The organism is Thalassolituus sp. UBA3500 (assembly GCF_002377545.1).
Classification (GTDB): Bacteria; Pseudomonadota; Gammaproteobacteria; order Pseudomonadales; family Oceanobacteraceae; genus Thalassolituus.
The window spans coordinates 1-13,004 of the sequence record NZ_DFQB01000037.1 but is presented as its reverse complement, the minus strand read 5'-3'; the positions used below and the strand labels follow the sequence as shown (position 1 = coordinate 13,004).

Annotated in this window: 9 protein-coding genes; 5 read left to right on the top strand and 4 right to left on the bottom strand. The window is 52.9% G+C overall.

Annotation, left to right across the window (positions count from 1 at the left end):
• Positions 1 to 815 (top strand): flagellar protein MotY (locus B2R29_RS09585; RefSeq protein WP_301180852.1); only part of this gene is annotated, 815 nt, incomplete at its 5' end.
• Here B2R29_RS09585 and pbpC read toward each other — a convergent pair.
• Complete coding sequence (gene pbpC / locus B2R29_RS09580) at positions 802 to 3,222, bottom strand: penicillin-binding protein 1C (protein WP_301180851.1); 2,421 nt, start codon at positions 3,220 to 3,222, stop codon at positions 802 to 804. The genes B2R29_RS09585 and pbpC overlap by 14 nt on opposite strands.
• 4 nt (positions 3,223 to 3,226) lie before the next feature.
• Positions 3,227 to 8,224 (bottom strand): alpha-2-macroglobulin family protein, encoded by a 4,998-nt coding sequence (locus tag B2R29_RS09575; RefSeq protein ID WP_301180850.1) that lies wholly within the window; start codon positions 8,222 to 8,224, stop codon positions 3,227 to 3,229.
• Between the two features lie 244 nt (positions 8,225 to 8,468).
• Here B2R29_RS09575 and B2R29_RS09570 point away from each other — a divergent pair, with 244 nt between their 5' ends.
• The gene (locus tag B2R29_RS09570) at positions 8,469 to 9,686 is read left to right on the top strand and encodes an argininosuccinate synthase (RefSeq protein WP_076515866.1); all 1,218 of its coding nucleotides are present in this window, start codon (positions 8,469 to 8,471) and stop codon (positions 9,684 to 9,686) included.
• A gap of 76 nt (positions 9,687 to 9,762) precedes the next feature.
• On the opposite strand, the gene B2R29_RS09565 is transcribed toward B2R29_RS09570, so the two are convergent.
• Positions 9,763 to 10,104, bottom strand: coding sequence for a LysR substrate-binding domain-containing protein (locus B2R29_RS09565; RefSeq protein ID WP_301180853.1), 342 nt, complete (start codon positions 10,102 to 10,104; stop codon positions 9,763 to 9,765).
• A 261-nt stretch (positions 10,105 to 10,365) separates the two neighbouring features.
• Here B2R29_RS09565 and B2R29_RS09560 point away from each other — a divergent pair, with 261 nt between their 5' ends.
• Both B2R29_RS09560 and B2R29_RS09555 read left to right on the top strand, forming a co-directional pair.
• Complete coding sequence (locus B2R29_RS09560; RefSeq protein WP_301180849.1) at positions 10,366 to 10,695, top strand: hypothetical protein; 330 nt, start codon at positions 10,366 to 10,368, stop codon at positions 10,693 to 10,695.
• Between the two features lie 73 nt (positions 10,696 to 10,768).
• Positions 10,769 to 11,329, top strand: coding sequence for a CBS domain-containing protein (locus B2R29_RS09555; protein ID WP_301180848.1), 561 nt, complete (start codon positions 10,769 to 10,771; stop codon positions 11,327 to 11,329).
• A 69-nt stretch (positions 11,330 to 11,398) separates the two neighbouring features.
• On the opposite strand, the gene B2R29_RS09550 is transcribed toward B2R29_RS09555, so the two are convergent.
• Positions 11,399 to 12,355, bottom strand: coding sequence for a hypothetical protein (locus B2R29_RS09550; RefSeq protein WP_301180847.1), 957 nt, complete (start codon positions 12,353 to 12,355; stop codon positions 11,399 to 11,401).
• Positions 12,356 to 12,560: 205 nt separating this feature from the next.
• Between B2R29_RS09550 and B2R29_RS09545 the strand changes: the two genes are divergently transcribed.
• The coding region (locus tag B2R29_RS09545) for an amidase family protein (protein ID WP_301180846.1) at positions 12,561 to 13,004 on the top strand (444 nt) is incomplete at its 3' end.

Genomic DNA, 13,004 nt, shown 5'->3' with positions numbered 1-13,004 from the left:
AACCCATCCCCGGTTATGGGACAGCGGTCTTCAGGCAACGGGCCGGTGAGGACGTGTCTTTTATGCTGGAAACCCGCCGTAACCTCATGTCGACTACCCCAGCGCGTGTGAGCATTGCGCCTCCTCCCTGGCAACCTTCGACTCGCTCTGAGCCGTTAGGTCTGGTGCCGATGCAGAAAGCATCACCGGTTCTGGCTTTGGATTTTGGCCGCTCAAATCAGTTTATGCATGCTCTGCGTGAGGGGAGAATGCCCACTGTCAGTCATGAAACTTACTACGACAGTGGACGCTTTATTCAGGTACAGGTATCCGCAGTCGAATTTGAAAAGGCGTTTCAGGACTACATACTGTGTGCATCGCAGCTACTGGACGTCAATTTCGATCAGGTCGAGCGATCGAAAGTGTTGTTTAAAAGCGGGCAGGAGGCCCTGGCTCAGGAAGATCTGGATACGCTCGACCGTATCATTTACTACATCAAAAATGATCCACGGGTTACTGCCGTTTATCTGGATGGCCATACCGACAATATCGGGCGTCGCTACGACAACCGGCAAATATCAAAACGAAGGGTCGAGGCCGTAGAACGTTATTTTCTGGTAAAGGGCATCGCGCCTGAAATCATCACCACCCGCTTTCACGGCAGTCGTTACCCCGTAGCGAATAACGCGACTGCTAAGGGCAGGGCTGAAAACCGCCGGGTAACCGTTCGTCTTGAAATTGATAAAGACATGCCGTTACCGGATGAGCTGGTGTTTGAACTTCCTGAGGATGCGGCGGTATTACCTTCGATTAATCGTTCGGTCAGTGGCCGTTGATCTGATCAGGTCTCAGTTCGAAGTTGAATCTGACTCGTGCTAACGTTCCCTGAGAATCAACGACGACGATTTCCTGTGGGCCCGGTCTGCTGAGTTCAATCCGGAATAAGCCCGATGAATCTGCCTCTGAATGATAGGTGCCGTTCAGGTACAAAGCCTTACGGCCAAACCCTCCTAATGTATTCAATGCCAGCGCCTGAGTGTTTGTGAAGCTGGCTGGCATCAGCGTCTGATCTTCTTCAATTCCAACGATGCGGAGAGGGTCAGCGGCGATTGTCAGTGGCTCACAGTCTGGGCTGTTTTCAGGTAGCTGACCTGAACGTCTCAAGTGGGGCGCGATCCAGGGCTCGAGGTTACCCGGCCAGATGGCCAGTGTTTTTAGCTGGTGTCGACTCTCAGGGTTCTCAAGTGTGCAGTTCCTCCCCAGAACTTGCCCATTCTTATCTACCCGGATTGTCAGAGTGCCCGGTGACGTGCCATCCGCATCAATATCCCGGAGAGTGGGTGGTATCTGCTCACGAACCAGAGTAGCGGTATGCGCTACATGGCACTGATCTGACGGCGTATCACTGGCGGATTTCCCGCTTGGCCAGCAGATGCTTTGAGTGCTGACTCCGGCCGGTGGCTGTGGCCAGGCAGGAGGCGGGTCGAGTCGTTGCTGTAAGCGGAACAGCAGAGGCAGTGCTGTGACGGCGCCATATTGACCGGGGCTGGGTGTTCCGTCGGGGCGACCGAACCAGACAACCATGGTGTAGGTGGGCGTGACGCCAACCGCCCAGGCATCCCGATAGCCGTAGCTGGTTCCTGTCTTCCAGGCCATGTGTGGATGGCGCGTCATAAGGGCAGCGCTGCGAATGCGATCAGGGCGTGACTGGCGCAACATATTCAGGGTCACCCAGGATGCTTCAGGGCTAAGAAGCCAGCGCTTCTCATGGCCAGAGCCATGACTACCTGACGTATTTTCTGGTGTTGTAACCAACCTCAGTGCCTGCACTTCACCACCGTTTGCCAGAGCAGAATACAGAGACGCTAATTTCCAGGCACTGAATCCGCCGCCTCCCAGGGCTAACGCCAGACTGGGTTTGCCATCGCCGGGAATCAGATAGGGTGTTCCTGCGTTTTCGAGAGCGGCTGAAAACGATGCCGGACCAAGTGCCTCCAGTACCTGCACTGCGGGCAGGTTAAGTGACTGGCGCAAGGCGGTAGTGGCGTCGACAGGCCCGCTGAAAGATTGAGCAAAGTTATCGGGTTGGTAGCTGCGCAGATGTCGCGGGATGTCTCTTAGCAGACTGGCGCTGTGAATCAGTCCCTGATCAATGGCTAACCCATAAATAAAGGGCTTGAGGGTTGACCCAGGTGAACGGGTTGCCTGAATCATATCCACATGAGCAAAGCGGCTGTCGTCTGTGAAGTCTGCAGATCCCAGGTATGCTTTGACACTGCGTTCGTGATTATCGACGAGCAGGATTGCGGCTGATTGATGTTCAGGAAAACGTTGTATTTCTTCTGCTAATAATGCCTGCAGTTCACGCTGAAGCTCGCCGTCGAGAGTGGTCTGAATAACCGGTTTATTGGTGTAGCTGTTGATCAGCTGACGGCTCAACAGAGGCGCAAGCTGAGGTGTTGATGGGGCAAGCGCAACGATGTTTTCAAGCTGGGCATACTCTAACTGCTCCAGGGTGATTTTCCCCTGTGTATAGAGGCGTTTCAGAACTTTATCGCGGGCTGCTCGGGCTCGTTCAGGGTGGCGATCAGGACGCAGGCGTGTGGGAGCCTGAGGCAGCACTGCCAATAGCGCACTCTCAGCCAGACTCAGTTCACTAGCCGGTTTGCCCAGATACATCTGACTTGCGGCGGCGACCCCCTCAATTACCCCGCCCATGGGAGCGTAATTCAGATATAGCGTGAGAATTTCTTCTTTGCTGTAGTGCCATTCCAGCTGAAATGCTCTGAGTATCTGCTGGAGTTTTCCGTTGATACTGCGAGCGTGGGGAGAGAATCTTCGAGCCACTTGCATCGTGATGGTCGAACCACCGGAGACGATGCAGTCACAGCGGATGTTCTGGATCGCTGCTCTTAGTAGCGAAACAGGGTTAATGCCCGGATGGTAGTAGAACCAGCGGTCTTCGTAACTGAGCAGCGCGTTCAGATAATCGGCTGACACTTCATCGGGTGTAGTGGGGTAGCGCCAGACACCGTTTTTATCGGGGAAGGCTCGCAATACCTGATTGTGTCTGTCGGTCACAACTTGCGTAAAACCTTCGCCCGACTGCTGTGGGGTGGGCAGTGGGAACAAAAGATTGAGAAGCCACAGAGCGGTCACTATGCCAGCGATTGAACCAGCCAGATAAAGGGTGAACTTTTTTCTGGCTGGTAACCGTGACGATGTTTGAACTTCTTTCACCATTCTATTAACGCGGCTGAATGATCAACTCCGGAATGGTACTGCCAATCGCCCGAACCTCAGGGTCATACATGTCTTCGAGTAGCGGATTCGGAACCTTGTAGCTACCCGGAGTTACCGCGCGTGCGATGTAATACATGCGCGCAGCACGTGTGCCGCGGTAGCTGTTGCCTCCGGTGCGAAGCGCAGCGACATAGCGGTCGTCACGGAATTCTTCGTGAACGACTCCCGCATTTTGCAGCCATTTGCCAATTTTTTCGCCGTCGATAACGATTTCGGACAATTTGGTGCTGTCGTTCAGGTTCTGATTTTCGATCTCCAGACCCGCAGGGAGAAGATCCACTAACAGCAGATCTGGGCGATACTTGTTCGAATACACCAGCAACTCGACGATCACCATGTCACCGGTGCTCATTGCCAGTGGTTCATTCATGGAGAGTTTCTCGCCATCCATGCTCCAGTAGCGGCGCGATACACTGACGTCACCCGAGGTGCTTTCTGCGGGCGCTGTGGCGCTGTGCCCCTGATAGGTAAGAGAGGCGTAGACGTTCCCTTCGCCGATATTGGTCACGCTAAGCCCGGTAGCATTGGCGCCCCGCAAAATCATCCGTGTTGGCTCGGTTCCGGTGAGAGTCTGTTCTTTGCCAGCGCTCAATACCATCAGGTTCCATTCGCCATCGGTGTGCTTCTGCTGCTCGTGCGCCAGCTGCACGATGGCTATCTGCTCTTGAGTACTCAGATAGCGGCGGTTGCGTATGTCTGCCGCAATTTCAGAGGTGAGCTTAACAGGCCGGGTGCTGTCGAGGTCGTATTTCCAGATCAGGCGGGCTTGCTGTGCCTTATCGCGCAGTTCTGAACCGTAGTCGCCAATGTATGGGCGTATTGACCGTTGTTTCTGCGACTTCAGGTACAGCTCTGCCGCCAGTCGGTTATCGCCCTGAAGTTTCGCCGCTATTGCCAGTTGAAGCGTCGCCAGACCTCCGGCGTTGTCGGGTATTGCCGCCGCTGTCGTGCGAATATCCGCCAGTGAGGCCATATTGTGCTGGGCGAGGATAAAGTGAGCGAAGGCCTGATACGTAAAACGATAAAGCTCAACGTCGTCGGCCCAGAGCTCGCGCAGTTGTGCTTTGCCGCGGGAGTACTCGCGCAGACGCAGTAATATTTTGCTCAGGACGTCGTTGTCGATCTGATATCCAGCCGCCTGGACATCGGTCATGAACTGAGCAACGTAGGCTGCCAACCAATGCTGCTCGTCGGCATCCTCGCGACGCCACAGGCCAAAACCACCATTCGGTTTCTGGCGGGTCGCTATGCGACTGAGGCCACTGGCAATCGCGGCTGCACGAGTTAACTCGCCGTCGGTGGTTTTTTTCAGCCGTTTAATCTGATCGTCGCTTGCGTAGAGCCATGGATATGTCGAGCTGGTGGTCTGTTCAAGGCAGCCATATGGATAACGAAGTAAGCGTTCCATGCGTTCTTCCGCATTCAGGTTCTCATACGGGCTGGCTGCGACCGCCGCGACAATTGAATCACTCAGCCAGTCAGCGGTGATATCTGAGTCCGTCGTCAGCAAGGCACCGGTTTCGAGAACGTCGTACTCGCGGAAGGTCTGTGCCGGGTACGGGTACCGGCTTTGCAGCCCCCATTCCCGATCAATCACCACCTGGCCCTGATGTTTCACCTCAGCACGGAATACAATTCGCCCGGCTCCTGTGGCCGTAAATGGTAAGAGCAGAGTGTCGCGTTGTTGCTCCTTGAGCGAGAGTGTCTGCTCCAGTGCTTCAGCCTGCACTGGCCCTGAGGCGGATAGCGAGACCTCAAAATCGGTATCCTTCCCTGTCATATTGGTGATGTCTAAGGCAACGCTGGATTTATCGCCAGTACCAATGAACCTTGGCAATGACAACTGAGTAACAACTGGGGCAGCAACCGTCACTTTTTTCTCAGCGCTGCCGACTCTTTCGTCGTCAAAAGCCAGAGCCTTCAACCTGATCTGGCCATTGAAGTCAGGCAGCGTGACCGGAACCACCGCTTTTCCGTTTTCTACGTTTACCATGCCGCTGAACAGAGAAATGATCTGTACTTCGGAGCGGGCGAGATCGCCACCGCGAGCGAGGTCTGCGTCACCACCGTAGCGTACTTCACCATTGCGGTTATTATTCAGATCAATCAGTTTGCCGTACATGTCTTTAGCATCAATTGAAAAGCGACGCTGACCAAAGAAGAACTCGAAAGGTTCGGGCGTTTTAAAGCGACTGATTGACAATATGCCGCTATCAACGGCGGCGAGAGTTACCCAGGCGCGGCTTACTGGCTGCTGTGATGAAATATCGAGCGTCACCTGTTCGGTGTTCGCTGGCAGCCATTTTTCGGGTGTCTCAATTTCAATATTCAATCGTTTGGCTTCGCGATTGAGTGGCAGGTGAATTAATCCAACCGAGCGCGTGGGAGTAATTCGCTGCTGAGTATCAGAGGGTTGTAGGTGGATCACCGACACATAGATGTCGTGGCGTTGCCAGTCTTTGCTGACAGGAATATCGACCCAACCACCTTCTGCAGGTATATCGGCTTCGGTACGGAAAAGCAGTTCGTCTGACTCAATCAGCACCAATGAGCGTCCGGCCGAGGGTGGCGTAATTTTCAGACGTGCATTGTCGCCAGCATCATAGCTTTCTTTGTCGAAAGCCAGGCTTACCTGATCGGGTCGGGCGGCCTGATCTTGTGACCGCCAGTACCAGCGGTTACCGGCATTAAAGTAGTATCGGGTGCTGAGGTCGGTATTCGTGTCGCGGATTTCGAGAAGGTATTCGCCCCACTGCACGGGCACCTGAACTGTGACCGGGCCGTCGTCGCTGGCAACCACGGGCAGGCTTAACTCGCGCACGTTGCGACGCTGTTCTTCGTAGTACCAACCGCGATTGTTGTCGCGCTTCCAGCGTGTTTCTAGTGTGATATTCGTGAGCGTCATTTCCAGTGAGGCGTTATCTGTGAGCTTGCCCGCGGAATCAGTTGAAATGATCTCGAAGCTGGCTGCTGAATTTCTGTCAGCGCGGTCATTAAACAGTGGGCGCACACCAGTCAGTTTGCCCTCTGGGACGATATTGACGGTGTGAGAACGAACGACAGGGCGGCCACCGCTTTCGAACAGGCTGCCCGTGATGCGTAACGCCAACGGAACGCGGGCTTCACTCCAGGTAGATGCTGGGTGCAGAGTCAGCTCACCTTGGTCGCTCAGCTTGGTTTGTCGTGATGGTAGCGACTGAATCCAGTCATCTTGGTCAGGGTCTCCAAAGTGAAACTCCGGCCACTGTTGGAACGGATGAGCGGTGGGGCGCAGACTGAAGTCGGCTTCGAAATTATTACCCGCAGCAGGTGCGCCGTAGAGGTAACTTCCGAGAACATCAATCTTCAGCGCATCCTGAGTGGTGAATACCTGTGATTTATTATCCGGGTTCCATGTCAGCTTCATGCGCTCAGGCATAAAGTCTTCCACCTGAAAGTTATACCGATGCGTGCTGCCGTCCAGCTCAGTGACATTAAAACTCCACTGGCCGGTGGGTGCATCCGCAGCCAATTCGGTGGAAAACTCATACACGCCAGGAGCGGTACTGCGCCAGGTCACTTTATCTGTGCGCGTACCGTCGGGGCGGCGCAGGTAGTAATTGAGCAGACTGTTCCGCCGTGCCTTGCCATCGGCATTCCGGTACAGGCCATTGATATAGACGGTATCTCCACCACGGTAGAGATCACGAGGGCCGTACATAAACAGCTCAGCATCACGATAGGGGCGGGTGCCGGTATCGAAGTCCGACATATCCAGCGAGGCACTGTTGAGATGCATCAGGGTGACAGCATCATCGTCACGTGCGATCAGGATGGTGTTGTAGAAATCGGTTCGCGGGTGCTCGACATAGCCTCTTTTGCCGCTGCTAAGGTTGGCAACTTTAGGCTCCTTGCTGCGGTAGCCACTCATCACAGTGAGTTCAACATTGGCCTTAGAAGCACCGGAATTCAGGTCTCGGGTGAAAATGCCAATGTTTTTGGGATACTCGCGAATATGCAGCCCAATATCGCTGACGGTAAACCAGGTTGTCGACAGTTTGGAGTTAAACTGACCCGGCACGGTCATGACGGCAAGGTAGACCGCTTTTTCTTTCAGGGCGTCAATAGAAGCCAAGGGCAGATTCACCGTGCGCAGTCGGTTTCTATCGCTTGTCAGAGCAATCCTGCCATCGTAAACAAAGTCAGAAAACGCCTTCATGTCTTCAAGTCGGTAGATATGCTCAAGGGGATCAGAGGATTTCCAGAGCAGCATCTGGCGCAGTGCTTCGTTGTCGTTGTGAACCCGGAAGAAACTGACGTTCACTTCATTGACATTCATTACGTTGACAGGCAGTCCAATGCTCAAATCAGTGGTCAGATAATGGCCATCGCTGGCAAAGGTGGCTGATGGGGGAGCGGGCGGCAGAGTGACATTGGCGCTGTCGCCTTCCTGAAGAACGGTGCCGTTTTTCGCTTTCATGCCTTTACTGACCATCACGTTGTAGGTGCGCTCTGGTTCAGGATCGGCAAGATACAGGGTCAGGCCGTCATCGGAGAGAATCCACGCCGGTGTTTCACCACTGATGTGTACATAGTTCTGAAAAGGCTGATTTCTGCTCAGGGGAGCCGAAAAACGAACCCCAATGGTCATGCCACCGTCGTAGCTGCTGGCGTTTACTGAGGCGATGGTCAGCGGGATATCTGCGTACATGGCATCGTTGTTCGAGGGTGTCGTACTGGTATCTTCTGCTGTATCTGTGACAGACGATGGCTTGCCAGGGGATGCCGAGCCAGAAGGGTCTGGCTGAACAGGCACGTTGCTCGTCTCATGGTCTTGCTGACAGCCGGTCTGCAAGACCATCAGCACTGAAAGAGAAAGCAGGAATGCCATTGAACGAATAATTGAAGCGTTGCGGCGTGAAGCGCGGCCAGTGAGGAACTGTGTCGTGAGTATCTGAAGCATCCCTGATCCTTAATGATTGATCGAGCAGCCGGAAAGACGGCTATGACATCGTTACTTCCCGATTGTACTCATTATTTTTTTTCAATCGTGAGATTTCTACAGGCGTCACCTCTGCGGTCTGCTGGCGTTATTGCTCACAATCAGTACAATATGCCCCCTTTGAATTTTCGCTCCGGCGCTGCCGTAGTCCTGCACATTGGTATGGGCAGACTGGTTTCAGCGCCGTTAATTTCTGGAGAAGCGCATGTCAGACATCAAGAAAGTCGTACTGGCGTATTCCGGTGGTCTCGATACCTCCGTAATCGCTAAGTGGCTGCAAACTGAATACAACTGTGAAGTCGTTACTTTTACTGCTGACCTGGGTCAGGGTGAAGAAGTAGAGCCAGCTCGCGCGAAAGCCGAAGCTCTGGGTATCAAAGAAATCTACATCGACGACCTGCGTGAAGAGTTTGCCCGCGACTTCGTTTTCCCGATGTTCCGCGCTAACACCATCTATGAAGGTGAGTACCTGCTGGGTACCTCCATTGCACGCCCTCTGATTTCTAAGCGCCTGATCGAGATCGCCAATGAAACGGGTGCCGATGCCATTGCCCACGGCGCGACCGGTAAAGGTAATGACCAGGTACGTTTCGAGCTGGGTGCTTACGCACTGAAGCCTGGCGTGAAAGTGATTGCGCCATGGCGTGAGTGGGATCTGAATTCCCGTGAAAAGCTGATGGCTTACTGTGATGAGCACAACATCCACGTAGAGAAGAAGAAAGGCAAGAAATCTCCTTATTCTATGGATGCCAACCTACTGCACATCTCTTACGAAGGCGATCTGATTGAAGATCCATGGGCAGAGCCAGAAGAAGACATGTGGCTGTGGTCTGTTTCTCCTGAGAACGCTCCGGATGAAGCAACCTACCTGAACATCACCTTCAAGAACGGTGACCCAGTTGCGATCGATGGTGTTGATAAATCACCAGCGACCATCATGGAAGAGCTGAACAAGCTGGCCGGTGCTAACGGTATTGGCCGCGTTGATATCGTAGAAAATCGTTACGTAGGCATGAAAGCCCGTGGCTGCTACGAAACTCCGGCAGGCACCGTGCTGCTGAAAGCGCACCGTGCGATCGAATCGATCACTCTGGACCGCGAAGCGGCGCACCTGAAAGATTCGCTCATGCCTAAATACGCAGAGTTGATCTACAACGGTTACTGGTGGTCACCAGAGCGTAAGATGCTGCAGGCAGCGATTGATGAAACTCAGTCGGTTGTAAACGGTGAAGTTCGTCTGAAGCTGTATAAAGGCAACGTGATCGTGGTTGGCCGTAAGTCTGACGATTCACTGTTCGACGAAGCCATCGCTACGTTTGAAGATGATGCAGGTGCTTACGATCAGAAAGACGCGGAAGGCTTTATTAAGCTGAACGCTCTGCGTCTGCGTACTGCTGCTAAGAAAGGTCGTGATCTGCTTTAATTGCAGCCGATACGATCTGAAAAGGCGCTCATTGAGCGCCTTTTTTGTATCGAACAAGCAATTTTATGTCTGCTGGTCAGTGATCAGCGACCATATCAATAAACCAGGAGATCACCAGTTCAACGCGGTAGGGGCGCTGGTCTGACTTTAACGATGAAATATAGATATCGTTGAGTAGAGGTTCACTGTGTGTCTGTTCAAAAACGATCAACTTACCCTCGTCGATGTGCTGCTGCATGCAGTGGCGCGGGAAGATACTCACGCCAAGGCCGCCCAAGGTCATCAGGATCGCACCTTCAATGCTGTTGATGTTTCCGGCACAGTGTAACGAAAGCGCCTGGGTATGCTGACTGTCTGGGAAATGATGGGGTAACCCGGGTGGATGCCTTGTAGCTTTGTTGAAGTAGGCGTGACATATAAATTCCTTCTTATTTCAATACTTCTATTTGAGGAGTAGTAACCAGGTTGACGTGCCATTGGAAATCACTCTATTCGCATTTGTTATAGCCTGAATTCTTAGCAGGCACTGTGAAGTTATTGCGTCGTTTGAACTTACTCCGTTTTCTGAGGGGGGAATGACGAAAGCATCACAATTTCCATTCGTTGACGGAAACTTACTGGTGTAATCCCGATCTCAGGCATATATTGATATAAGTCATTTGAGTATAGGGGAGGGGATATGCGCTTTTCGCTAGCATCAGCATTGCTGCTTCTTCTGAACCTCTCCTTGCCCGCCGTTGCGCTGGATTATCGACCTTATGAAAGTTCAGGTAAGGCGCATAATACTGCCTTGTCTGACGTTAGCTCTGGGGCTCTGGTCGCTGAGACATTTGCTGATACACTGCTGAATGCAGTTGATAGTGGTGTTGATGACGACGGCAAATCTTCTTTTTCAAGGCAGACACTTGCGGAAGTTATCCTGACTTCAGCGGAAGTGCCTGATGCAGTTTTTACGACAGGCCATTCCGTCGGTCGTCACTCGCTCATACGCGCTCCTCCTGCGCTCTGATTCTTCAGGCCATTTAATAAAAAATTCAAGAATCGGTACTGCACAACAAGATGCGGTGCCAGGAGATCGTGTTATGAAAAAATTGACTCTCTATCCCGTACAGAAAATTGATGAGCTGGTTCAGCCCGCTGACTTTAAAGAGAAAACCGTGCTCAGCCCGGCGATGGATTTCTTCACTGACTTTCGTGATGTGGAGCCCCTGGTCATTGAAGGGCCGGTTCCCGCGCCTGAAGCACGTAGTCTGATGATTCGGACTCATGTCCGGCTCAAAATCGTACTCGATGCCACCGGACATTTCTCCGGTGTCGTTTCGGCTGCTGATCTGTCTGAACAGAATATTCTGGCGAAAGCCGCGGCCTCAGGAGTATCCCGCAACGAAGTGCGTGTCAGTGATCTGATGGTAAGAAAGCAAGACCTGCTGGCACTGAATATTCATGAGGTAAATACATCAACGATCGGTGATGTGATTGATTTTCTTCAGGGCAACTATCAGCAACACTGTCTGGTCATTGATGAGGATACGCATCAGATCCGGGGAGTATTTTCTGCCAGCGATATTTCCCGCAAGTTGAGGTTGCCGGTGAATATTCAGGAACAGTCCAGCTTCAGCCGGGTATTTTCAGCCGTCTCATGATGGATTACCACAGTAGCCGCGAACCGACAACAGAGCAGCCCGGGCCTGACGGCTTGGGCTGCTTGCTCTTTATTCCGATGTGGCAAAGGGCCGTCTGGCCGTTTTCTTTGGCGGAGTGGGAGAGCCAAGGTGGGCTCTGAGAACATCGTCGAATCTATTCCAGTAGTAGGCTTCGTCGCCAACAGGAACCAGCCATGCTGCCACGGCTCGTCGGTATGAGCGGCTATTAACGATTTCCGGTAATACGTTATTGATACTCTGAATGACTTTTTGCCCCTGTTCAGAGTTTGTACAACCTACAGCGCCCAGAATAAAGTTACCACGGGTCTCGCTGATGGGAAGGAAGCGCAGTTGTTCTGCTTGTTCAGCAGAGTCCACATGGTGGTTAAGCACGAATTCGCAATCAATGATGAAGTCGAAGCGGCCTTTATTCAGCATAGTGAGGATACCTCGAGTCTCTGTCGAGCCCGCGCGTGCATTGACCTCAATATTGTGTCGGTAGCGGCGCAGCATTCTGTCGAGTTTTTCGCCGTACGTGCGGCCGCTGATGTGGCCCATGCTGATCTTCTGCTCCCTGATCATGGCTTCTAACGACACGCTGCCATCGTCCAGCACCGGAAGGCGTTCTGCGAATTTGTTCGTGGTAATGATGCCGTGGGGCAGGTACATGGCGTTAGGCACCGATAGCAGATAGTCATCGCTCAGAGGTGCTTCATGAATCATGGTAGCAAAGCAAAGTGGGTTGTACGCCTTCCAGCTCGAAGATAGTCGACTCAAAGGGATGCGGAGCGTTTCGTGTTGGTAGTTATTCAAAGAGCGTTCAATGAGAGCCTGGATTCTGTCCCCGAACCCTTGTTGGTCGGTGCTCCCTTGCTGACCGCCGGGGCCTATGATGTAAAAAGGAGGAGCATCGTTTTTAACCCAGCTCAGTTTCTCGGGGGATGCTGGTGGTTCGGCCACGACTGTGACGCATGAGATTAGCGCCAGGGCGCTGACAACGTGCTTAAAAAGGTGTTGCGACAACATCTGCCTCATAGACTCCACTCACCCAACTCCGACATCCTGTCACCGGAGAGTATGACGGCACAGAGTGCGGGTCAATCCTCACTGTTGCACGGCACATTTGCACATTGGCAGCCACCACCGCGTCCGGTAACCTGAGGCACTTTCCAGACTCAAAAATAAAAGTCGCTAATAATAAAAGTCGCTAACAATAATAGAGGGTATGACTGTGTCTAAAGAGTGGGCTTTCTGCGGGATCGCAGAACTTCAGGCAGCATTGGCTGCTGGTGAGGTAACCAGTCGTGGGTTAGTAGAGTACTTCCGTGACCGCATTGAGACGCTGAATCCAGCACTGAATGCGGTAGTGGCAACGAACTATGATGATGCGCTGACCCGTGCTGATGCCGCAGACCACGCCAGAGCCAAAGGCGAGTCATGGGGCCCCCTGCATGGTATCCCAATGACGATCAAAGATACGTTTGAAGTCGTTGGCATGCCTTGCACTGCGGGTTCACGCTCTTTAGCCAAACATATGCCAAAAAGCAATGCGTTCACGGTACAGCGTCTGATTGATGCGGGGGCGATTCCTTTTGGTAAGACAAACGTCCCCTTATTTGCAGGAGATCTGCAGAGCTTCAATAAGGTGTATGGCATCACGAACAACCCGCATGAC

Coding starts and splice junctions, on each gene's coding strand:
- pbpC (WP_301180851.1), bottom strand. CDS start 3,222: ATGGTGAAAGAAGTTCAAACATCGTCACGGTTACCAGCCAGAAAAAAG.
- B2R29_RS09570 (WP_076515866.1), top strand. CDS start 8,469: ATGTCAGACATCAAGAAAGTCGTACTGGCGTATTCCGGTGGTCTCGAT.
- B2R29_RS09555 (WP_301180848.1), top strand. CDS start 10,769: ATGAAAAAATTGACTCTCTATCCCGTACAGAAAATTGATGAGCTGGTT.
- B2R29_RS09550 (WP_301180847.1), bottom strand. CDS start 12,355: ATGTTGTCGCAACACCTTTTTAAGCACGTTGTCAGCGCCCTGGCGCTA.
- B2R29_RS09560 (WP_301180849.1), top strand. CDS start 10,366: ATGCGCTTTTCGCTAGCATCAGCATTGCTGCTTCTTCTGAACCTCTCC.
- B2R29_RS09575 (WP_301180850.1), bottom strand. CDS start 8,224: ATGCTTCAGATACTCACGACACAGTTCCTCACTGGCCGCGCTTCACGC.